This is a genomic window from Microbacterium hydrocarbonoxydans, from assembly GCF_000956475.1.
Classification (GTDB): domain Bacteria; phylum Actinomycetota; class Actinomycetes; order Actinomycetales; family Microbacteriaceae; genus Microbacterium; species Microbacterium hydrocarbonoxydans_A.
This window is the reverse complement of sequence record NZ_JYJB01000008.1, coordinates 139028-161527: the sequence shown is the minus strand read 5'-3', so window position 1 is coordinate 161527 and position 22500 is coordinate 139028. Positions and strand designations below refer to the sequence as shown.

Here is a 22500-nt window from a genome sequence, read left to right as displayed (position 1 = left end):
CAGCAGGGCCGCGCCGGATGCCGCGCCGTAGACTTTCCCGCATGACCCCGCCCGCCGACATCCGACCCCGCGGCACGTGGCTCGTCGAACCGGCGCCGACGCTGGAGCCCGACCGCATCATGCGGTACAGCCGCCAGCTCATGCTGCCGGGATTCGGCGAGTCGGCGCAGCGCCGGCTGGCCGCTGCCCGGGTGCTCGTGATCGGCGCAGGCGGACTCGGCAGCGCCCTCGTCCCCGTGCTGGCAGGATCGGGCGTCGGCACGATCGGCGTCGTCGACGACGACGTCGTCGAGCTCTCGAACCTGCACCGGCAGCTCAGCCACGGCGTCGCCGACATCGGCCGGGCCAAGGTGGACTCGCTCGCTGAGACCGTGGCCGCGATCGACCCCGCGATCGTCGTCGTCCGCCACCGCGAGCGCGTCAGCACCGCGAACCTGCCAGGGCTGCTCGAAGACTACGATCTGCTCGTGGATGGCAGCGACAACTTCGCCACCCGCTACCTCGCCAACGACGCCGCAGAGCTCGCCGGCAAACCGCTGGTGTGGGGCTCGATCCTCCGCTTCCACGGCCAGGTCGGCGTCGCCTGGAAGGGCCGCGGTCCCACCTTCCGCGATCTCTTTCCCGCTCCGCCGCCCGCCGATGAGGCGCTCTCCTGCGAACTCGGCGGCGTGCTGCCCAGCCTCTGCACGGCGATCGGCTCGCTCATGGCGACCGAGGTCATCAAGGTGATCACCGGCGTCGGCGAGCCGCTGCTGGGGCGGGTGCTGTTCTACGACGCGCTCACCGCGCGGACGCGGGAGATCGGCTACGCCGTCGACGAGACGCGCGAGGAGCTCACCGGGCTCGACGACTACGAAGTCCTGTGCGGCACGGCCGCGGATCCCGACCTGTCGATCTCGGCGGCCGAGCTGCTGAGGCGACGCAGGGCGGGGGAGCGGATGCTGCTGCTCGACGTGCGCGAGGCCGAGGAGGCCGCGGCGCGGCGCATCCCCGGCTCTGAGCTGCTGCCGGTCGGCCGGATCGACGCGGGCGAGAGCGTCGATGCGACGCTTCCCGTCGTCGTCTATTGCGAGCAGGATCCTCGGTCGCGTCGCGCGGCGGCGGCACTGCGCGGACGCGGCGTCGATGCGGTCTACGTCGCGGGCGGCATCCGCTCCTTCGTCGCGGTCGGCGGCGAGGTCGAATCAGCGATCGACGCGTCGGCCGCCCGAGGTGAAGGAGTTCACGCATGACGTTCGCGCTGATCACGGATGAGCCGATCGACGAGCCGGCGGTCCGCGCCGCCGTCGGCGGCGACGCAGACGGCGCGGTCGTGATGTTCTGCGGTGTCGTGCGCGACCACGACGGCGGCCGAGCGGTCGAGGCTCTGGACTATCGCGCTCACCCCGACGCCGAGCGCTTCCTCCGCGAGATCGTCGAACGCGTCTCGGCCGAGACGGGGCGGCGGATCGCGGCCGCGCATCGCGTCGGAGACCTGCGGATCGGAGACGTGGCGCTGTTCGCCGCGGCATCCGCCGGCCACCGCGCCGAAGCCTTCGAGGCGTGCGAGCTCCTGGTCGAGGAGATCAAGCGCGGCGTGCCCATCTGGAAGCGCCAGCACTACGACGACGGCGTCTCCGAGTGGGTCGGGCTGTAGGACTCAGCCGCCGATGTAGCTCATCTCGATGCGGGGGCGTGCAGCCCTCAGCTCCGGGGTGAGCTCGGAGCGGATCTCGGAGTAGCGGTCGTCCCGCGCGTGCCAGATGCCGGCCATCGCCCGCGACAGCTCCGCGTCCGATGCTCCTCCGCGCAGCAGCGCCCGCAGATCGTGCCCCTCGGTCGCGAACAGGCACGTGAAGAGCCTGCCCTCGGTCGAGATGCGCGCTCGGTTGCACGTGCCGCAGAACGTGTTGGTGACCGAGGAGATGATCCCGATCTCGCCCGAGCCGTCGGCGTACTGCCATCGCTTGGCGGTCTCGCCGGCTGCCCGCGCGCCCAGCGGCTCGAGCGGGAACAGTGCTCCGATCCGCTCGACGATCTCGGCGGCGGGAACCACCTCGTCGAGGTCCCAGCCGTTCGAGGTTCCCACGTCCATGTACTCGATGAACCGCAGAGTGTACGGCGTCGCCTTGAAGAACGCGGCCATCGGCTCGATCTCGTGATCGTTGAGCCCGCGCTTGACGACCATGTTGATCTTGATCGGGCCGATGCCGGCCTCGTGCGCCGCTTCGATGCCCTCGAGCACCCTCGTCACCGGGAACCGCACGTCGTTCATGCGCTGGAACAGCGCGTCGTCGAGCGTGTCGACGGAGACGGTGAGCCGGTCGAGCCCGGCATCCTTCAGCGCCTGCGCCTTGATCGCGAGCGCCGAGCCGTTGGTCGTCAGCGCGATCTCCACCTTGCCGCCTTCGGGAGTCCGCAGCGCGGCGAGACGCGAGATGAGCTCCTCGATGCCGCGGCGCAGCAGCGGCTCACCGCCCGTCAGGCGCAGCTTGCGCACGCCGTGAGCGACCGCGATGCGCGAGATCCGCTCGATCTCCTCGAAGCTCAGCAGCTCGTCACGGTCGAGGAACGCGTAGTCCTTGCCGAACACCGATCGTGGCATGCAGTAGACGCAGCGGAAGTTGCACCGGTCGGTGACCGAGATCCGCAGGTCGCGCAGCGGGCGGTCGCGAGCGTCGACGAGCCCGACGGAGGGCAGACGAAGAGCGCCGGCAGCGCGCGCACCGGTTTCGCGAGACGTCGAGATCGCCATCGTCCACCCTTCGAGTGGCAACGGTAGCACCGGACGCCGGCATGTCAGCCTTCGCGTCGCACGGAGACGTCGGCGGGATCGACGCGGAAGGCGACGGCGGCGCCGGGGCGGATGCCGAGCGCCGCCGCGGTTCCCGACGGACAGTCGACGGCCAGCTGCGGATGCTCGGCGGTGAGAACGCGGATGCCGCCGGCGGCGGCCTCCATGATCGACACCGTGCCGCGCCAGGTGTTCTGGTCGACGCTCTCGCCGGCGCGCAGGATGCGCGCGGACGCCGGCGAGAACACGGCGGACCCCGCCTCGCCCGCGCGGAGGCTGTCGCCGTGCCCGCGGAAGCGGAGCCCGTCTGCCGTGACCAGTGCGCCATCGTCGGCGCCGGTGCCCTCCACGAGGTTCACTCCGGTGATCGCCGCCACGAATCGGGTACGCGGGTGCCCGAGAACCTCGGCCGTGTCGCCCTGCTGCACGATGCGACCCCCGTCCACGACGGCGGTTCGCGCGGCGAGCATCACCGCATCGAGCGGATCATGCGTGACCAGCACGATCGGGATGGCGAGACGGTCGCGCAGCTGTGCGACCAGGCGACGCGCCTGTGTGCCGGTCTCGGCGTCGAGCGAGGCGAACGGCTCGTCGAGGAGCAGGGTGAGCGGGTCCGCCGCGAGCGCTCTCGCAAGGGCGACGCGCTGCTGCTGCCCGCCCGACAGCTCGGCCGGTCGGCGGCCGGCGATGTCCTCCAGGCCGACCTCCTCGAGGTGCGCGAGCGCGCGTCGTCGAGCCTCGGCCGCGGGCACGCCTTGGGCGCGCGGTCCGAAGGCGACGTTCTCGAGCGCCGAGAGGTGCGGGAACAGCATCGCGCGCTGTCCGAGCAGTCCGATCCGCCGTCGTTCGGGCGGGACCGACGCGTCGATCACGGCGCCGTTCAACGCGATCGTGCCCGAGGCGTGCGGACGGTGTCCGGCAATCGCCGTCAGCAGTGTGGACTTGCCTGCGCCGTTGGGGCCGAGCACGGCGAGCACCTCGCCGGCGGCGACGGTGAACGCCGCCTCGACCTGGAACGATCCCGCCCGGGTGATGATGCCGACATCGAGGCTCATCGCACAGTGTTCTCTGTGCGGCGATGCCCTGACCGGGCAGGGCGCGGCGTGAGGCTCATCGCACGGTGTCCTCTGTGCGGCGATGCCCTGACCGGGCAGGGTGCGGCGCGAGGCTCATCGCACGGCATCCGCTCGCCAGCCGCGCATCAGAAGAAGCACGGCCACCGCGACGAGGATCAGCAGCAGCGAGAGGGCGATCGCCGTGTCCTCCTGCACGCCGGCGCCGTTGAACGCGGTGTAGATCGCGAGGGGCATGGTCCGGGTGACGCCTGGCGCGTTCCCGGCGAACAGGGCCGTCGCGCCGAACTCGCCCATGGCGCGTGCGAAGCACAGCACGGCGCCGGCGACGAGTCCGGGCGCCGCAAGCGGCAGCGTGACGCGGCGGAACACCGTGAGCGGCCGGGCGCCCAGGCTCGCCGCGACCGACTCATGCCCCGTGCCGACCGTGCGCAGGGCACCCTCGACCGAGATCACCAGGAAGGGCAGGGCGACGAACACCTGGGCGATCACGACAGCTGCGGTCGTGAACGGAATGCGGATGCCGAGCACTGCGAGCGCCCCGCCGAACAGCCCGTTGCGGCCGAGGAGCGACAGCAGCGCGATTCCGCCGACGAGTGGCGGCAGCACGAGCGGCAGCGTGGCGAGGGTGCGCAGCACGGCAGCGAGAAGGCCCGCGGTGCGCGCGATCACGAGGGCGAGGGGCACGCCGAGCACGACGCACACCGCTGTCGCGATGGCGGCGGTCGACAGCGAGAGGCTCAGCGCCTGCAGCGCCTCGGGAGAGGTGATCGCGGCGGGGACCGACGTCCAGTCCAGCCGGATCAGCAGAGCGACGAAGGGCAGCGTGAGCACGAGGGCGCCGAGCCCGGCCGGAATCCACAGCCAGACGGGTATCCGCCGCCCCCTGACGGGGGCCTCCCGGCCGCGGGTCATGGCGCCCCGAAGCCCAGGTCGTGGAGCACCTTCTGCCCGGCGTCGGACAGCACGAACTCGACGAACGCCTGCGCGGCGTCGGGGTTCTTCGACGCGGTCAGCGCGGCGATCGGGTAGATGTTGGTCGCGGCATCCGCTCCGTCGATCTCGATGCCGGTCACCGCGTCGCCTGCGGCCTTCACGTCGGTCGCGTAGACGAGACCCGCATCGGCCTCGCCCGATTCGACCTTCGACAGCACTGCGGTGACGTTCTGCTCCTCGCTCGCGGGGGCGAGAGGCACATCGGCAGCGTCGAGCAGGGTGTGCGCGGCGCTGCCGCAGGGAACCTCGGCAGCGCACGCGACCACGGTCAGATCAGGGTTCGTCAGGTCGGCGAGCGTCTTGATGCCTGTGGGGTTGCCGGGGGCCACCGCGATCTGCAGCACATTGGTGGCGAACGCGTCGCCGGCGCCCGCGAGCCCGGCGTCCGTCACCTTGGCGAGATTCTTCTCGTCCGCCGAGGCGAAGACGTCGGCCTCGGCGCCTTCGATCAGCTGGGTGGCGAGCACGGAGGACCCGTCGTAGCTGATCGGCAGGATGTCGAGGTCCGGATGCTGCGCCTCGAAGTCGGCGGCGAGTTCGTCGAACGCTTCGGAGAGCGATGCTGCAGCGAAGATCGTCAGCTCGCCGGACAGCTCGTCGGACTCCGGGGCGGACACGGTCTCGGAGGGCGCATCGGGAGTCGGGTTGCAGCCCGCGAGGGCGAGTGCCGACACGAGCGCCAGCGCGCTGAGCGCGGCGGTGCGGAGCCGGATCACGGAGTGCTCTCCCGCTCGGTCTCGACGACGACCATCGTCGCCTTGATGACGGCCGTCGCCTTGCTTCCGACCTCGAGCGCGAGTTCGCGGGCCGCCTCGGCCGACATCAGCGACACGACACGGTGCGGCCCGCTCTGCAACTCGACCTGGGCCATCAGCCCGTCGATCTCCACGCTGGTGACGAGACCCGTGAAGCGATTGCGGGCGCTGCGACGGACGGGGTCGCCGTCGGCGGCCTCACCGGCGAGCCTCTTGGCCTGTGCCGCGAGCTCGGCCCCGTCGACGACCTGACGGCCGGCGCGGTCGAGCGAGGTCTGGAGAACGCCGTCTCCGACCCAGCGGCGTACGGTGTCGTCGCTCACGTCGAGAAGATTCGCTGCCTCACTGATCCGGAAATGCGTCACATGGACGACGATAGTTCCGCATGTGCGGAACGGCAACTGCCGATTTCGCATAACGGAATCTGAATTTCGAAAATCCCTGGACGAGGGTCGCCCTCGGGGGTACAGTCGGTGCTGACTGAACGACCGATGATGGTCGCCAGTCGCGAAAGCACAACCTAGCGGTTCGACGTATATCTCGAGGCCGACCCTCACGGGGCTGCCGGAAGCCGTATCACTGCGACGACAGCAAGGAAGCCTTCATGAGCAGCATCAGCATGCCCGCAACCGATTCGCAGCCGACTGCAGCCGAATACCTCGCCAGGGCGGTCGCGCTCGCCACCGAGAACGTCCGCGATGCGGGCGGTCCGTTCGGAGCGATCGTCGTCTCGGCCGACGGCCAGGTCTTCGAGGGCGTCAACCGGGTGACCGCGAACCTCGACCCCTCGGCGCACGCCGAGGTCACCGCGATCCGCGCCGCCTGCCAGGGGCTCGGCACGTTCGACCTCACCGGCGCGACCCTCTACACCAGCTGCGAGCCGTGCCCGATGTGCCTCGCCACCTCGCTGTGGGCGCGCATCGACCGGGTGTACTTCGCCGCCGACCGCCACGACGCGGCCGACGCCGGCTTCGATGACGCGGTGTTCTACCGCTACTTCGAGGGCGGACCCGAGGATCGCGCCATCATGCCCGTCGCCCAGGAGCAGCTGAGCTCCGATGAGCGCGTCGCTCCGTTCACCGAGTGGAACGCCAACACCTCGCGCACCGAGTACTGACGCGCGGGACCATCCCTCGGGACGCTTCGACGAGCTCAGCGACCCAACGGGTTTCTGAGCCTGTCGAAGGGCTGAGCCACCACCTCACGACTGGGCCCTGAGCCTGTCGAAGGGCCCCCTTTTCTGCACGACCAATTTCTGGAGCCGACGATGTCTTCACATGTGTTCAACGACCCCGAGACCGGCGCGATCCCCGCACCGGAGCTCCCGCCCCTGGCCACCGGAGCGACCGCCACGGTCGACGCCGAGCCCAAGAACGCCCTCGACCGCTTCTTCGAGATCAGTCGCCGCGGCTCGACCGTCGCGCGCGAGATCCGCGGCGGCATCGTCACGTTCGTGACGATGGCCTACATCGTGATCCTCAACCCGCTCATCCTCGGCGGCGTGGCCGACGTCTCGGGCAACGCCCTCGACGGCGCCCAGATCGGCGCGGCGACAGGCCTCACAGCCGGCGTCATGACGATCCTGTTCGGCCTGATCGCGCGGCTGCCGTTCGCGCTCGCCGCGGGGCTCGGCATCAACTCCTTCCTCGCCGTGTCGGTGGTCGGTCAGGTCACCTGGCCCGAGGCGATGGGACTCGTCGTGATCAACGGCATCCTGATCGTGCTGTTCGGCGCCACCGGCATCCGCACCGCGATCTTCAACGCCGTGCCCGCCCAGCTGAAGGCGGCGATCACGGTCGGCATCGGGCTGTTCATCGCCTTCATCGGCTTCGTCGACTCGGGCTTCGTGAACCGCACGGCCGGCGGCCCGCCGGTGCAGCTCGGCGACGGCGGGTCGATCACCTCGATCCCGACCCTCATCTTCCTGATCGGCCTCGTGCTGATCGGCGTGCTCGTCGCCCGCAAGGTGCCCGGTGGCATCCTGATCGGCATCGTCGCCTCGACGATCCTCGCGATCATCGCGCAGGCGATCTTCAAGCTGGGCCCGAGCGTCGAGAACCCCGGCGGCTGGCACATGACGATCCCCGAGATCCCGACGGCGCTGGTCACGATCCCCGACTTCGGCCTGATCGGCCAGTTCGACCTGGTCGGCTCGTTCGGACGCATCGGCGCCCTCTCGGCCACCATGCTGGTGTTCACCCTGGTGTTCTCGAACTTCTTCGACGCGATGGGCACCATGACGGGGCTCGCGAAGAACGCCGGACTCGCCTACAAGGACGGCACGTTCCCGCGGCTGCGCTCGGCCTTCATCGTCGAGGGTCTCGGCGCGGTCGCGGGAGGTGCGACCTCGACCTCGTCGAACACGGTCTACGTCGACAGCGCCTCGGGGATCGGCGAGGGGGCCCGCACCGGTCTCGCCGCCGTCGTCGTCGGCATCCTGTTCCTGCTCTCGATGTTCTTCACGCCGCTCACGCTCGTGGTGCCGATCGAGGTCGGATCCGCGGCTCTCGTGGTCGTCGGCGCGATGATGATGGGGCAGATCAAGGAGATCAAGTTCACGAACTTCGCGGTCGCGCTGCCGGTGTTCCTCACGATCGTCACGATGCCGCTGACCTACTCGATCGCCAACGGCATCGGCGTCGGCTTCATCTCCTGGGCGCTCGTGAACTCGCTCGCCGGCCGCGCGCGCAAGGTGCACTGGCTGATGTGGGTCGTCGCCGCGGGCTTCGCTCTGTACTTCGTGCGAGGTCCGATCGAGGTGGCGCTCGCGGGCTGAGCCCTCGTTCCTCTTGCGCCTTCTCTGCCGGCGCCCCACCTGGCCGTCCACGCCCCATCGGGTGGACGTCGACCAGGTGGGGCGTCGGCGCGCAGGTGGGGCGTCGGCGGGGGAGGTTGGTGCGCAGGGCGGGCGGATGCGCAGGCGCGCCCGCGGCGCTGTCAGCCCAGTTCGGGCCAGGCGGCGAGGTCGGACGGCTCGTCGACGTCGGCGCCGGAGCTCAGATCGCCGCATTCGACGGCATCGACGAGGTGCGGATGCAGGGCGAGCCACACCCGCGCGGCGGAGTCTCCGAGCGCCGCATCCGCCGCCTCGATCAGGTGGTCGGTGTCGAAGACCACCGGATTGCCGGGCACGCCGTTCCACGCGGCCCTGGTCGCGCGGCCCGTCGTGTGCGCGTCGAGGAGACGGCGGATGACAGCGTCGTCCACTCCGGGCTGATCGACGAGCAGCACGATCACGACGTCGGGCCGAGGTCCGGCAGACCGCAGCTGCCGCACGGCGGCGCGCAGCGAGGCGCTCATGCCGAGCGCGGCGTCGTGCACGTGCACCGCGACGGCAGAAGACGAGCGGCGCCGCAGCCACCGGCGCACCTCCACAGCCCCTGGGCCGATCGCGATCGACACGCTGCAGCCCGCCAGCGCGGCCGCCCGTGCTGCGCGCGTCGCGAGCACCTCGCCGTTCCAGGGCAGCAGCGCCTTGGGGCCGAGCCCCAGCCGAGAGCCCGTGCCCGCCGCCAGCACGATCGCGTGGCGGTGGTGCAGTGTCATCCGTCCGCCCTCCGTCGCGTGTCGCGCTCGAGGATCGCGGCGTGGATCCGATCGCGGGTGAAGGGCGTCGTGGTCATGCGGATGCCGGTGGCGTCGCGGATCGCGGCGGCCAGCGCCGGAGCGACCGGATTGAACGGCGACTCGCTCATCGACTTCGCACCCAGCGGACCGAGCACGTCGCTGGTCTTCGCGAAGGAGATCTCCGATCGTGGAACGTCGGCGAAGGTCGGCACGTGGTACTGCCGCAGGATGTCGCTGGTCACCCGGCCCGTCTCGTCGACGCGCACGATCTCGTGCAGCGTCGCGCCGATCGCCTGGGCGATGCCGCCCTCGATCTGCCCGCGGCACTGCTCGGGGTTCACGACCACTCCGGCATCGGCCGCATGGATCGAGCGGAGGATCCGCAGCTCTCCGGTGCTCTCGTCGATCGCGACCCGGAACCCTTGCACGTTGAACGCGACCGACCGTGGGCTGCCGCCCCAGTAGCCGGTCGCCTCCAGCGGGCCGTCCGCCGCGAGGTCGCGCAGCGCGATCGAAGAGCCGCTGCACATGACGCGGTCTCCCGCGAGCACGCACTCGTCGACCGGTGCGCCGAGCACGGCGGCTGCGCGTGTGCGGATCATCTCGGCCAGCGAGGTCGCGGCCGCATGCGTCGCCCGCCCCGCGACGACGGTGCCGGTCGAGCCGAACGCGCCCGTGTCGTGCTCGACCAGGTCGGAGTCGGCCTGACGCAGCCGCACGCGACGCGTCGTGCTCTGCAGCACGGTCGCCGCGATCTGCTGATGCACGGTCGAGGTGCCGTTGCCGAACTCGGCGGTACCGACGTCGAGGCCGAACGCCCCGTCGGCGTCGAGCCGGATCGTGACGTGAGAGTGATGGCCGCGCGGAGGCACGGTCGCGATCATCGCGACGGCGGCGCCTTCGCCGATCGTCCAGCCGGGGGCGAGGGCCGCGGCATCCGCTTCGCGTGTGCCGGCCAGCCGTTCGCGCACGACGGCGACGCACTCGTCGAGCCCGTAGCTGCCGATGATGAGGTCAGGCTCCTCGTGGGCCGCGATCATGGCGTCGTGAGGGCCGATGAGGTTGCGCGTGCGCATCTCGAGCGGGTCGAGACCGAGCCGGCGGGCGACTTCGTCGACCGTGGATTCGATCGCGAAGATCATCTGGCTGAGCCCGTAGCCGCGGAACGCTCCCGAGGGGATCGAGTTCGTGTAGACGACCGCGGCGTGGATCTTCTTGGCCGCCGCCCGGTAGACCGCGATCGACTCGCCCACGCCGTGGAACATCACGCCGGGGCCGTGATTGCCGTAGGCGCCGGTGTTCGATCGCACATCGACCGCGATCGCGGTGATCGTGCCGTCGGAGGCCGCGCCCATGCGCACGCGCATGCGGAACGGATGCCGCACGGTCGTCGCAGTCAGCACCTCCTTGCGGGAGAACTCGATCCGCACGGGGCGACCGGTGGCCTTGGCCGCGAGCAGGGCGAGGTCTTCCGTGAGCATCTCCTGCTTGCCGCCGAAGCCGCCGCCGACCCGTGCGGCATACACGCGCACCTCGTCCTTCTGGAGCCCGAAGACCCGCGCGAGCGAGCGCCGCACCAGGAACGGGACCTGCGTGCTGCTGCGCACGACGAAGCGGCCGCCGTCGTCCTGCCAGGCGATCGCGCCGTGCGTTTCGAGGGCGGTGTGCGAGACGCGGTGTGTGTGGAAGGTGAGGTCTTCGACGAGGTCGGATGCCGCGAGCGCCGCCTCGAGATCGCCGACCTCAGAGTGCATCTGCATCACGACGTTGCTGTCGCCGTGCAGCACCGGCGTGCCGGGGTGGTCTGCGAGCTCGGGGTCGAGGTTGAACGCAAGCACCTCGTACTCGACGTCGACGAGTCGCGCCGCACGGACGGCGGCCCGCTGCGACTCGGCCACGACCAGGGCCACCCGCTGGCCGACGAAGCGCATGACGTCGTCGAACACCCTGGTGTCCTCCGGATCGTCCTCGACGAGCTCGTGCTGCGCGGTGGAGAACAGGGTCCGCGGCGCATCGGCGGCGGTGAGCACGCGCGCGACGCCGGGGGAGGTGAGGGCGCGCGCGGCATCGATGCGGATGACGCGGGCATGCGGATGCGGGCTGCGCACCACGGCCCCGTAGAGGAGCGGTCCGGGGAGCTCGTCGGGGTCGATGTCCATGGTGTACCTCGCGGTGCCGGTGACCACGCCGAGGGCTGCGGGGGCGCCCGTCGCGTGGCCCACGCCGCCGGCTCGGTCGTCGACGTTCTCCACGCCGTGCACGGCATCCTCGATCGCGCGATAACCCGTGCAGCGGCAGAGGTTGCCCTTCAGCGTGCGGCCGAGGTCGTGCTCGGCGTCCTCGGGCATCGACGCCACGGTGCACACCATGCCCGCAGTGCAGAACCCGCACTGGAAGCCCGCGGCCCTGCGGAACCGCTGCTGCACGGGATGCGGCTGCTCCGGCGTGCCGAGCCCCTGCACCGTGACGATGTTCTTGTCGACGGCCCGATGGGCCGGATACACGCAGCTGTGCACGGCGTCGCCGTCGACGATCACGGTGCACGCGCCGCAGTCTCCGCCGTCGCACCCCTTCTTCACGCCGTAGGAGCCCTGGTCGCGCAGCCAGGTGCGCAGGCACTGGCCGGGTTCGGGTGCGAGTTCCACTGTGCGGCCGTCGAGCGTGGTGGTGCGCGTCGCGGTCGTGGCCTCGGCATCCGTGCCGACGTCGATGATGCTCATGCGGTTCTCCTCTCGATGCGTAGATCGCCCGTGATGCGGCCTCTCGCCCGCTCGACACCGGTCGCCTCCGGGAGCAGCTCGGCGAGGATCTCGTCACCGAGCCGGTGGGTCATCAGCCGCCGCCACTCCGGCTCGCCGTGGATGTCGTCGTACCAGCCGCCCGCGCTCGCCGCGGCGGTGTCGATCGCCGTGCGCCAGGCCGCGGCATCCGCGGGGATGGGGCGTCCTGCGCGTCGGCGCCCCACCTGCCCGTCGACGCCCCACGTGACCGACGTCGCTGTGATGGGGCGTGGGCGCGCAGGTGGGGCGTCGGCGAGGAGGTCGAGGACGACAGGACGGGGGACGGATGCCGTCACCGAGAGGCGCAGGCCGCGCTCTGCCGTGCGGCGGCCTATCAGCAGCGCGGCAGAGCGGCCTCGCTCGGTGAGCGACATGCGACGGAAGGCGTGGGGCTGACGCAGCGCTTCGCCGGGAACCAGGAAGCTGCGGATCAGCTCGCCGTAGCCGAGACGGGTCCGGGCGGGGCCGACGATGAGGTCGGCGACCGCGGCGCGGTGCCGGCGCCCGTCGGGGCGCAGGATCAGAGCCGTGGCGTCCCACGCGGTGAGCAGCGAGATCATGGGGCCGGCCGGCAGGGCGGTGGCGACATTGCCGCCGACGGTCGAGACATTCCAGATCTTCCACGAGGCGACGAACGCGTCGCACGCCGGCGGGATCACGTCGAGCCCCCGCAGGTCGCCGCGGGGCGTGCCGCCTGGCCTCGGGTCGTCGGCGAGAGCGTGCAGCTCGGCGATGCGGCAGGTCGCCGCGATCTCGAGGTCGCCGTTCGGGTGCCACGTGATCGGCTGCCATCCCGCGCCCGTGATGTCGAGCAGGCGGGTCGGGGCTCCGCGCGTGATGTCGGTGCCGTAGGAGTAGATGACCGTGCCGCCCGCCAGCCAGGAGTCTCCGGGGCGCCAGGCGGTCGGGTCGGCGCACATCAGGACCTCGTCGACGCTCGTCACATCCATGCGATCGCCTCCTCGGTGCGCTGCGGATCGGTCGCGCAGGTGCGGCCCGCCTCGTGGACATCGCCCGTTGTGTCGCGCAGCTTGCGCCGCGACGTGGCCGAGACAGCCGTGCGCGCCGCGGTCTCGACGAGGATGAGTTCTGCGAGAATCGACACTGCGACCTCGGCCGGAGTCCGTGCGCCGATGTCGAGGCCGATCGGCGAGTGCAGACGAGCGAGATGAGCTTCGGCGAGTCCTCCGGCGCGCAGCTCCTGTATCCGCTTCTCGTGCGTCACGCGCGATCCCATCGCGCCGACGTAGGCGAGGTCTGCTGTGAGCGCCCGGGCGAGCACGGGCAGATCGAAGCGCGGATCGTGCGTGAGCACGACGATCGCGGTGCGGGTGTCGATGCGTCCCGCATCCGTCTCCCGCGCGAAGTGCTCGGCGGGGTGCATGAGGACGACCTCGTGGGCGCCGGGGTGGCGGGCGCGCGTCGCGAACACCGGGCGGGCGTCGCACACCGTGACGTGCCGGCCGAGCAGCGCAGCCGCCTGCGCGAGAGCGGCCGAGAAGTCGTTCGCCCCGTAGATCACGAGGCGCGGTGGGGCCGTCGTCGACTCCACGAGCAGACGGCGCACCACCGGGCACTCCGGCCGCGAGCGGTCGGTGATCTCGACGACGTGCGCGCCGCCGAGCTCGAGCGCCGCACGGACGCGTTCGTCGAAGTCGGCGGTGTCGGCGCCGGTGCCGGCAGTCGCGTCGGTCGGGTCGGTCGGGAGGAGAACGCGTGCTCGGGCGGAGGGATCTGCGGGCAGGCTCCTCCCGAAGGCGCGTACTCCGCCGTTGCGTGCCGCGTCGTCGCACGGCAGCTCCCGCACGATCCGCGGACTGCGGCCGGGGCGGGCGAGATCGGAGAGGATGCCGGCGGGGATGGTGCTCAGTGGCTGCACGAGCACGCGCACATCGCCGCCGCACATGAGCCCGATCGAGACGCCGTCGTCGTCGGCGTAGCCGAAGGAGTGCAGCTCGACCTCCCCGCTCGCGAGGCACTCGATCGCGGCAACCACCACCGCGCCCTCGACGCAGCCCCCCGACACCGAGCCGATCGTGCGGCCGTCGTCGCGCACGGCCATCGAGGTGCCGGCGGGGCGAGGCACGGAGCCTGAGACCTCGGCGATCGTGGCGATCGCCCATCGATCGGGGTCGGTCAGGCATTCTGCGTAGTCGGGCAGACGGTCGAGCATGGAGCACCTCCGGGTCACATCGGCGTCTTCGCCGTGGGATGCCCGGTAGATGGTTGTGGAAACCCGCCTAGGCCTGAAGAGATTCTAGATCAGTCCGACCAGCATGTCCACAGTTCGGACTCTGATTTCCGCATGGTGGATCCAAGGTGCTGATCCGGTCGGACTATGCGCGGGCATCGTGCACCCAGGTGCGCCCGAGTTCGAGGAGGGCGCGATCCGCGGAGAGCAGCGGCATCCCATCGGCGAACGACTGCGCGAGAACGAAGCGGTCGAAGGGGTCGCGGCGCGCCAGCTCCGGCTCCTCGCGCAACGCGTTCGCATGGCGAGACGTGAAAGGAAGCTCCACGAGACCCATCTGTGCGAACACCTCGGGGAAGCGGTCGCCGCCGGGAAGGTCGATCCTGCCGAGCATGTGCTTGATCACGATCTCCGAGATGGACACGGCGGAATAGTGCACGCGAGGTGCTTCTGCGATGCGGGCGCGGCTGCGCGGGCCAAGGCGATCGTCATCTGTTGCGAGCCAGAGCAGTGCGTGCGTGTCGAGCAGCATCAGTCGGCGGATCCGTAGAACATCTCGCGGACCTCGGCGTCGGCGTCGTCGAACGCGTCGGCGTCGTAGGTGAACGTGCCCTTGAGGGCGCCGATGACGGGGCGATCCTCCCGGTGGATGACGAGGTCGATCACCGGGTTCCCCGCGCGCGCGATCGTGACCTGCTCGCCGGCGAGGACGCGCTCGACCAGCGCGGAGAGCTGACTCTTCGCCTCGTGCATGTTCACCTGGATCGCCATGGGCTTAGTCTAGTTGGGCTAAGTACCCAGGGTCAGGCCCGCAGCTATCCGGGCTTCCGACAAATAGCGGAGTGGGTGTGGCGCCCGTGATCGGGCGCCACACCCACGGTCATCAGCCTGCGGCCAGTGCCGCGACCTCGGTCGCGGACAGAGCCCCGTAGAAGATGGCCACGTCATCGATCGCGCCGTTGACGGACTTCTGCCCCCCGATCCCGCCGGCGGCCGGATACGGGACGGTCGCGGCGATCGTCCCCACCAGTGCACCGGCGGCGTAGACCTGCACCTGGGAACCGTTGGAGACGAACGCCAGATGCGTCCAGGTGCCTGTGGGTGCGGAGTAGTCCACGGTGTAGTCGCCGACACCGAAAACCGTGACGCCGACCTTGCTCGAGGTGTTGTACTGCGACAGCTTCAGCGCACTGCGCCAACTGCTGACCAGTGATGTGTCGGTGTTCGTCGCCGTCGGCTTGACCCAGAGCGAGACGGTCCAAGATGACGGCAGTCGCTCATCGCCGATGGTCAGCGTCTGATTCGCGGCTCCGCCGAACTGAACGGCGCTTCCTGAACCCCCGCGGCCCGTGGTGGTCCCCGGTGTCCCTCCCGCGCCGCGGACGGCCGCGAGCGCACGCGAGCCGGTCGACGCATATCCGGTGGGCGCTGAGGTGAACTCGCTGGCAGAGAGAGCCACCGTGCTGTCGAATGAATACTTCAGAGCGGGTGTCGTCGTGCTCGCTGCTGCTGCGGGACGGGCCGCGACTCCGGCGGCATCCCCGATCGCAGCCCACCGGGCGGCGAACTGCGTGGCGGTCAGCGTCGGAGCCGATGTGGCCCAGATCCGCTCCGCGAACGTCGCGAGCTTCGTGGAGTAGAGGTCGACGACGGAGTAGTTCTCCTGAGTGTTTGCGAAATCCATCCAGATCGCGAACTGCTGCCCGAGGTTGTTCGCACCTCCCGGCCAGCTCCAGCCATAGATCTGGCTCTCGCTCGCTGTGCGGCTGTCACGGATCATCCCCGGGATCAGGAAGAAGCGCTGGTAGCCGCTGGCGCCCCACGCGGTGTCGACGACCTTGTAGCCCTGGCCGCGGAGGAAGGCCGCGTTGGAGACGGACCCGAAGTTGACGAAGGTGATATCGGTGTTCGGCAGGATGTCAGGCCCGTTGGCCCACATCATCGTGGTCTTGCCTGCGGCGTTCACTGCCGTGTCCAGCTGGTTGACGAACTCGGTCTGCCACTGCTCGATCGACTTGCCGGAGCCGGACACGTAGGCGCAGGAGTTGAGAGTGAGCGGAACCTCGTCATTGCCGATGTGGAAGTACGCTCCGGGGAACCAGGAGAGGAACTCCTGGTAGAGCCCCACGGTCCATGACCGCACCGATGCGTTGGTGATGTCGAGGGTGTCCGAGTAGGTCGCACCGCAATTGGCTGCGAAGGAGCGCGAGCTGTCGAGCCGGGTGATCGCACCGGAGTGATACGGGGTGTCGATCTCGGGGATGAGTGTGACCTGGTACGCCTTGGCGAACGCCACGAGCGTGTCTATGTCCGCTTTGCTGTAGCGAAAGGAAGCGCTGGAGGGCGCCAGCCCGCTGTACGCCGGGTTGGTCGAGTACAGACGGAACGCTTCGTTCTCGTTGAAATGCAATTGCAGGGCGTTGAGCTTGAGCGCGCCCATCCGGCGGATGAGATCCTTCAGCTCGGAGACCGTCCAGAAGTTGCGGGCGACGTCGACGGAGACCGCGCGGTGCCCCGAGTCGGGTACGTCGTCGATCGTCCCGGCCGGGGCGCTCCACGACCCGGTGCGCAGGCGCTGGAGCAGAGTCTGCCCGCCGTAGAAAGCTCCTGCGGACGTCGCCGCGGTGATGCGCGCGCCTGCGCTCGATGATGTCTCGACCTGGTAGCCCTCGACCCCCTGGGACGTCGAAGAAGCGAGGGTGATGAGGATGTCGTCGGCGTCCGGAGTTCCGCCCGTCACCAGCGGCAGGCTCAAGCCCGAGAGGTAGCGGTACTGCGAGGCGAGACTTGTCGCCGCCTCCTGGAGTGTGGAGCCCGCGAAGAGAGTGCCCGTGGGGCCTGTCGTGGAAGCGCCCGCCGTCGCGGAGTCGACGATGATCCGTGACCCTGACGTCAGCGTGAACGTCCCGGTCCCTGCGCTGAACGCGTCGGTCCGCGGAACGACCGGCACCCCGGGGTCCGCGGCATGGGCGGCTGACGGCGCGATCGCGACGAACAGACCTGCCACGAGGACTGTCGCCGCAGCTGTGGCTCCCTGTCGACTCCAGCGCCTTTGCTGACTTTTCGTATTCATGGTGTTCCCTTCCCTGCATTCGATGGATGGCGCGGACCGATCAACGAACGGCACTGCGCCTCTGTAGGCGGCGATGCGCACATCGCCTTCACCCTCCGGACGCCCAGGTACCTCGGGAGGGGTGAACTCTCAGAACTCCTGCTGCCCTTTCACCGCTCACGCGGATGCAGCTCCGGGGCCGACTCCACCAGCAATGCCGCCCCGAGAGTCGCAGTCCGATCGGGAACTCCGACGAACGTCCGGTCAGGCAACCTCAGGCTGGCGATGAACGGCGACTCCTTCGACCAGGCATCGAAGACGTCGACCAGCGCGTCGTGGAGCAGCGTCCCCAAAGCAGCCGCGCCGCCGCCGACGACGACCCGATCGACTCCCACGCTCAGCACGAGCATCCTCGCCGCCATCGCGACGCCTCTGACCCAGGCATCGAACGCCGTTCGGACGTCAGCGGAATCGAGGAGGAGCCGTGAAGTCAGCGCCCCCGGAGTGACGCCACGGGGGAGCGCGCGGGCGAGTGCGGAGCCCGACGCGATCAACTCGAGGCATCCCATCTGCCCGCAGGGGCATCTGCCCGCCGCGGGGTCGATCGCGACATGACCGATCTCGCCGACCACGCCGCGGGTTCCACGCCAGAGGGCTCCCTCGAGGATGACTCCCGCGGCGAGTCCGGTGCCGACGTTCAAGAAGCCGAGTGATCCTCCTCCGGGGTAGATCCGGGCCGCGCCGAGCGCGGCCACGTTCACATCGTTGTCGACCCAGACCGGTGTATCCAGCCTCTCCGACAGTTCTCGGCCGAGGGCAAGCCGTTCCACGCCGATGTTGACGGCGTGGGCGACCAGCCCGTCGGGCCACTCCACGACGCCGGGAACGCCTACGCCGACGCCGAGCAGTGGCCGGCCGGAGCGATCCCGAAGCTCGGCGACGAGTGCGCAGACGAGCGACAGCACCGCATCCGCGCCCTGCAGGGTGGCGAACTGGTTCTCCATGAGTACAGTGCCCTCGGCATCGATCGCGACCGCACGTGTACTCGTACCGCCGATATCGATGCCGATGCGGATGCCGTCGCTCATCGGGCTCTCTCCGTCTCTACGGTCTGCACCTCGGGGAGGAGACGCAACGCTGTTCCGGGGAAGAAGCCGACGGGACCGCGCGTTCCGCCCGCAGTGATCGCCTCCTCGAGTTGGACGCCGTCCACGTCATCTCCCCAGTCCCATCCGCCCGAGTGCTCTGCGGCGGCGGTGAGCTGGATGATCGGTACCGCAGGGATGGAGGTCTCCTCTTCGATTTCGCCGATGACGTCGCCGACCCAGCGGGCAGGGCGATGGAGGATCGCGTGATACGTCATGGGGTAAAGCGCATCGACGACGCCCTCCCATGCCGCGATGTCCTGGCCGACGGATGCGCGCCCGTGGGGGAGGACGAACGCCCCGAGCATGATCCCGCGGGCGTGCGCGATGTCGGCGAGAAGCCGTACGAGGCGGGTGATCGTGTCCGCACGGTATCGGTCCCACACCTGCCGGTGCCGGGAGAAGATCTGCGCGGCGGCCTCCGTCGGATCGGCGGAGACGACGCAACCCGTGCGTGCGCTGAAGTCGCCCAGCGTGATCCGATCGAAGGACGATTCAGGCTGTCGAGGCCCGTCCGCCCTCAGCTCGAGCTCCCAGTGCAGTGGCCACCGGATGAAGTCGAGCACCAGCCCACTGACGCCGGGTGTCGATGCCAGACGCGAGCACCTCGCTACGAGCTCGGCGACGACGACCGCATCAGTGGGCAGCAGTCCGACGTACCATTCGAGTCTCCTTCTGGGTTGACCCGCCTCATCGATCGGACGGAGGGCTCGTTCCGGGCCGAACGCGACCTCGCCATGTTCGTGGAAGCACGTCACACCGATGAGGAGGCGCAACCCCCTCGCCGTGACTGCGGTGCTGAGCTCCGGCGCGACGTCGTCGATCTCGATGATCACGTCGCCGATACCCTGCGTCACGGCGTCGTCGAGCAGCCGATCCCGCGCGTCGTCGTCGAGAGTGCGAACCTCGTCCGCGGTGAGGACGAGAGTGTCACGCGGCGCGAACGAGGCCATCACTTGAGACCCGACATCGCTTCGAGGCCACGCATGTACGGCCGCTCGAGGATCAGGAAGAACACCAGCGGTGGCACGATCGCTATCGTCGCGCCGGCCATCCATACCTGGTAGTCGGTTTGGAAAGTCGCACCGATGCCGAGAAGCGAGAGCCCGAGCGGGGCAGTGAAGTTCGCCTGTGACGATTCGACCACGAGCGGCCAGAGGAACATGGTCCAGGACGTCATGAACGTCATGACGGCGACCGTCGTGATGACCGGTCCGGACATGGGCACGATGATGCTGCGGAAGATCCGGAACTCTGACGCGCCGTCGAGGCGGGCGGCCTCCAGGTAGTCGTCGGGGATGGCCGTGAGGAACTGGCGGGAGATGAAGATCGCTTGGCCCGAAACGACGAACGGGACGATCAGGGCGATGAGGGTGTCGTACATCCCCATCGATTTGATGATCAGGAACAGGGGGATCACGACAGAGGAGAACGGGAGGAGCGTGGAGCCGAGAAGCGTCCAGAGCAGCCCCTCCCGCCCACGGAAGCGGAACTTGGCGAATCCATATCCGACGGCGATCGAAAGGATGACGGCCGCGAGAGCGGTCGCTGTCGCCACGATCGTGCTGTTGAGAAGGAACTCGCCGAAGGAATGTCCGGTGAAGCGAGGCTCGATCAGTGCGAGCAGGAAGTTCTCCGGATGCCAGCTCGGGGGAATCCACTGCACAGGCACGGTGAGAACGTCTTCACGGGCCTTGAACGCCGCGGACAGCATCCATGCGAGTGGGATGAGGGCGAACAGCAGGTACACGACCAGCAGCAGGTACTTGAGATACAGGCCGACCGTGGGTCGGCTCGCCACGGTCGGACGGCGTCGAGGGCGCATGATGCTCATGCCTCCTCCTTCATGATGCGGGAGCAGATGACGGCGAAGGCGAGTGACCCTGCCAGGAACAGCACGCCGGCCGCGGAGGCGTAACCGCTTTGGGAGTACGTGAAGAAGTTCTCGTAGAGGAAGATCGGCAAGGTGCGCGTCGCGTTCGCGGGACCGCCACCGGTGAGCATGTAGACGGGCTCGAAGAGTCCGAGGGTCGTTATGAACGAGAGCACGACGACGAAGACGGTGATCGGCCTCATGAGGGGCCACTTGATTCGCCAGAAGACCTGCCAGGGAGTCGCGCCGTCCACATGGGCGGCTTCGATCACATCGCGCGGGACCGACCGTATCGCTGCGTAGAAGAAGATCATGTACAGCGAGGTCTGCTTCCAGATGATGAAGACGGCGATCGCGATCGGTGCCAGCGTGGCATCCGATGTCCACGGCACCCTCACGAGGAAGTCCAGGTTCAGAGACTGCGCCACACTGGCGAGAACCCCTTGGTTCGGCAGCAGGATGAGTTGCCAGACGAGTCCCGTCGCGACCCAGTCGGTGACGACGGGGATCATGAACAGCACGCGCCAGAGTCGTCCGAGTCGAATCCGCGGATCAGCGAGTGCGATTGCGAGCAGCATCGCCAGCAGAAGGCTCGGGATCACCGCGAACGCAGCGATCTTGAGTGATGCCCCTGTCGCCTTGATGAAGAGAGGGTCGGCCAACAGATCGATGAAGTTCTCGACCCCGACGAATGACGGATCAGAGCCCAGCCGCCATGTGGTGAACGAGTAGAAGAGCGTGAGGGCGACCGGGAGAAGCCAGAAGATGAGGAAGGCGATGATCGCCGGGGAGGTGAAAGTGAGACCGGTGAGGGCCTGTCGACGCTGGGTCATGTGTGCTCCGGGAGCGGCTCGGATGGGGTGGGTTCGGGCGGCGAGGGGGAGCCGGCATCAGTCGGGAGAGGATCTGATGCCGGCGCCCCGTTCTCTCAGCCGTCGATGCGCTCCAGGGCCGCCTGCAGCTCCGCGGCGGCATCCTCCGGCGTCGCGCGATCGTAGATCACGGCGTCGATCGCGGCCACGATCGCGGCACCCGCCTCGTCGTAGACGTGCTGCGGCGGTGAGACCTGGTAGTTGCTCAGCGCGTCGATGAAGGTCTGCAGGTACGGAGCCTTCTCGATCGCTGCGGCGAACTCGTCCGATTCGAGGTATGCGGTACTCGGCTGGAGGTACCCGAGTTCGTTGAACCAGTAGTCGGCCTGTGCGGTCTCGCCCTTCTTACCGAGAATGAAGGCGAGGAACTTCTGGGCAGCCGCCTGATGGGCGTCATCGGCGTGCGAGTTGACCGCCCATCCCCAGAAGTAAGAGATGTCCTTGTACGTGTCGGGGTTGTCGGGGTCGACGACGGGGTTCGGCACGACCTTGAACTTGAAGTCAGGGTTGTTCGCCAGAGCGGCCCCGGCATACCAGGTGCCCGCGCTCACCATCGCGGCGCGGCCGTCGGGCACGTCTGCGAACCAGTTGTTCAGGAACGTCGGGTCGTACGCCTTGTACTTGTAGACGAAGTCGCTGAACAACTGAAGCGTGCTGCGCACGGCTTCGGTGTCTCCGGCAGGTTTCCCGTCCACGTAGACGTCGTCCTGGCCGTACTGGCGCAGAAGCGTGTAGAAGTTCTGCGAGTACCACTGGGCGTCCTTGAAGTTCGCGAAGAACCCGAATTGGTAGCCGGTGCGTGTGACGGCGCCGCCCTCCTCCTGATGCAGCTTGCTGCCGATCTCGCCGATCTCCTCCCAGGACACCGGCTTATCCGCCGGCAGCTCGGGGATGCCTGCTTCGGCGAAGACATCGGTGTTGTAGTAGGTGGCGAGCGTGTCGAACTCCGAGAACATGCCGTAGAGCTTGTCGTCGTAGCTGAGCTCCTTCAGCGAGGCCGGGTCGTAGGCGCCGACCAGGTCGGTGTCGTCGTCGTAGCCGAAGGCGGCGGGATCGATCGGCGCGAGGAGCCCCTGCTCCTGGAAGCTCGGGAAGTTCCACGACCCCATGTCCCAGACATCCGGCCCTGCGCCACTCGAGAGCGTGGAGAGAAGCTTGGAGTCATAGGACACAGCGCCGGCGAGCGGAACGCTGGTCATCTTGATCTTGATGTTCGGATTGGCCTTCTCGAACTCGGGAATCCACTTCTTCTGCATGGAATCCTGCAAGGGGGCGAATTCGTGGGTCCACAGCGTGAGCTCGATCTGCTCGCCGCCATCTCCTCCTCCGCCGCCGTTGAGCGAGCACCCGGTGAACGCTGTCGCCGCGAGCGCCACCATTGCGCTGCCTGCAAGCGTCGACCGCCAACGTCGCTGCATCATCT

21 protein-coding genes are annotated in these 22500 nt (G+C 69.0%); 4 read left to right on the top strand and 17 right to left on the bottom strand.

Annotated elements, in window-relative coordinates:
* Positions 1–41 precede the first annotated feature (41 nt).
* Positions 42–1232 (top strand): ThiF family adenylyltransferase, encoded by a 1191-nt coding sequence (locus tag RS84_RS07450; protein ID WP_045257157.1) that lies wholly within the window; start codon positions 42–44, stop codon positions 1230–1232.
* Entirely contained in the window at positions 1229–1636 is a 408-nt protein-coding gene (locus RS84_RS07445) for a molybdenum cofactor biosynthesis protein MoaE (RefSeq protein WP_045257156.1), read from the top strand. The genes RS84_RS07450 and RS84_RS07445 overlap by 4 nt, the downstream gene beginning before the upstream one ends.
* Positions 1637–1639: 3 nt before the next feature.
* On the opposite strand, the gene moaA is transcribed toward RS84_RS07445, so the two are convergent.
* The 5 genes from moaA to RS84_RS07420 form a co-directional block, all read right to left on the bottom strand.
* Positions 1640–2734: a GTP 3',8-cyclase MoaA gene (moaA, locus tag RS84_RS07440; RefSeq protein ID WP_045257155.1), complete on the bottom strand. Its 1095-nt coding sequence runs from the start codon at positions 2732–2734 to the stop codon at positions 1640–1642.
* Positions 2735–2778: 44 nt separating this feature from the next.
* A complete protein-coding gene (locus RS84_RS07435; protein WP_045257154.1) occupies positions 2779–3828 on the bottom strand; it encodes a sulfate/molybdate ABC transporter ATP-binding protein in 1050 nt (349 codons plus the stop codon).
* 114 nt (positions 3829–3942) lie between these two features.
* The gene (locus tag RS84_RS07430) at positions 3943–4761 is read right to left on the bottom strand and encodes an ABC transporter permease (RefSeq protein WP_045257153.1); all 819 of its coding nucleotides are present in this window, start codon (positions 4759–4761) and stop codon (positions 3943–3945) included.
* Complete coding sequence (gene modA / locus RS84_RS07425) at positions 4758–5558, bottom strand: molybdate ABC transporter substrate-binding protein (protein ID WP_321163035.1); 801 nt, start codon at positions 5556–5558, stop codon at positions 4758–4760. The genes RS84_RS07430 and modA overlap by 4 nt, the downstream gene beginning before the upstream one ends.
* Positions 5555–5962 (bottom strand): TOBE domain-containing protein, encoded by a 408-nt coding sequence (locus tag RS84_RS07420; RefSeq protein ID WP_152641779.1) that lies wholly within the window; start codon positions 5960–5962, stop codon positions 5555–5557. The genes modA and RS84_RS07420 overlap by 4 nt, the downstream gene beginning before the upstream one ends.
* Positions 5963–6201: 239 nt before the next feature.
* Here RS84_RS07420 and RS84_RS07415 point away from each other — a divergent pair, with 239 nt between their 5' ends.
* Entirely contained in the window at positions 6202–6714 is a 513-nt protein-coding gene (locus tag RS84_RS07415) for a nucleoside deaminase (protein WP_321163034.1), read from the top strand.
* A 150-nt stretch (positions 6715–6864) separates the two neighbouring features.
* Positions 6865–8373, top strand: a complete 1509-nt coding sequence (locus RS84_RS07410) for an NCS2 family permease (protein WP_082062085.1) — start codon at positions 6865–6867, stop codon at positions 8371–8373.
* Positions 8374–8534: 161 nt separating this feature from the next.
* On the opposite strand, the gene RS84_RS07405 is transcribed toward RS84_RS07410, so the two are convergent.
* The 12 genes from RS84_RS07405 to RS84_RS07350 form a co-directional block, all read right to left on the bottom strand.
* Positions 8535–9143: an NTP transferase domain-containing protein gene (locus RS84_RS07405; RefSeq protein ID WP_045257151.1), complete on the bottom strand. Its 609-nt coding sequence runs from the start codon at positions 9141–9143 to the stop codon at positions 8535–8537.
* Positions 9140–11884, bottom strand: a complete 2745-nt coding sequence (locus tag RS84_RS07400; protein ID WP_045257150.1) for a molybdopterin-dependent oxidoreductase — start codon at positions 11882–11884, stop codon at positions 9140–9142. The genes RS84_RS07405 and RS84_RS07400 overlap by 4 nt, the downstream gene beginning before the upstream one ends.
* The gene (locus RS84_RS07395) at positions 11881–12894 is read right to left on the bottom strand and encodes an FAD binding domain-containing protein (protein WP_045257149.1); all 1014 of its coding nucleotides are present in this window, start codon (positions 12892–12894) and stop codon (positions 11881–11883) included. The genes RS84_RS07400 and RS84_RS07395 overlap by 4 nt, the downstream gene beginning before the upstream one ends.
* Complete coding sequence (locus RS84_RS07390) at positions 12885–14117, bottom strand: XdhC family protein (RefSeq protein WP_045257148.1); 1233 nt, start codon at positions 14115–14117, stop codon at positions 12885–12887. Before RS84_RS07390 ends, RS84_RS07395 begins: the two co-directional genes overlap by 10 nt.
* 163 nt (positions 14118–14280) lie before the next feature.
* Entirely contained in the window at positions 14281–14667 is a 387-nt protein-coding gene (locus tag RS84_RS07385; protein ID WP_045257147.1) for a type II toxin-antitoxin system VapC family toxin, read from the bottom strand.
* On the bottom strand, positions 14667–14906 hold the full coding sequence (locus RS84_RS07380; protein ID WP_045257146.1) for a type II toxin-antitoxin system Phd/YefM family antitoxin: 240 nt from the start codon (positions 14904–14906) through the stop codon (positions 14667–14669). The genes RS84_RS07385 and RS84_RS07380 overlap by 1 nt, the downstream gene beginning before the upstream one ends.
* Positions 14907–15018: 112 nt before the next feature.
* Positions 15019–17142 carry a family 20 glycosylhydrolase gene (locus tag RS84_RS07375; protein WP_045257145.1) on the bottom strand — a complete coding sequence of 708 codons (2124 nt, stop codon included), beginning with the start codon at positions 17140–17142 and terminating at the stop codon, positions 15019–15021.
* 215 nt (positions 17143–17357) lie between these two features.
* Entirely contained in the window at positions 17358–18275 is a 918-nt protein-coding gene (locus RS84_RS07370) for an ROK family protein (RefSeq protein ID WP_045257144.1), read from the bottom strand.
* The gene (locus tag RS84_RS07365) at positions 18272–19285 is read right to left on the bottom strand and encodes a hypothetical protein (RefSeq protein ID WP_045257143.1); all 1014 of its coding nucleotides are present in this window, start codon (positions 19283–19285) and stop codon (positions 18272–18274) included. Before RS84_RS07365 ends, RS84_RS07370 begins: the two co-directional genes overlap by 4 nt.
* The gene (locus RS84_RS07360; RefSeq protein ID WP_045257142.1) at positions 19285–20166 is read right to left on the bottom strand and encodes a carbohydrate ABC transporter permease; all 882 of its coding nucleotides are present in this window, start codon (positions 20164–20166) and stop codon (positions 19285–19287) included. Before RS84_RS07360 ends, RS84_RS07365 begins: the two co-directional genes overlap by 1 nt.
* Positions 20163–21038 (bottom strand): carbohydrate ABC transporter permease, encoded by an 876-nt coding sequence (locus tag RS84_RS07355; RefSeq protein ID WP_045257141.1) that lies wholly within the window; start codon positions 21036–21038, stop codon positions 20163–20165. Before RS84_RS07355 ends, RS84_RS07360 begins: the two co-directional genes overlap by 4 nt.
* A gap of 95 nt (positions 21039–21133) precedes the next feature.
* On the bottom strand, positions 21134–22498 hold the full coding sequence (locus RS84_RS07350; RefSeq protein WP_082062083.1) for an ABC transporter substrate-binding protein: 1365 nt from the start codon (positions 22496–22498) through the stop codon (positions 21134–21136).
* Positions 22499–22500: the final 2 nt, after the last annotated feature.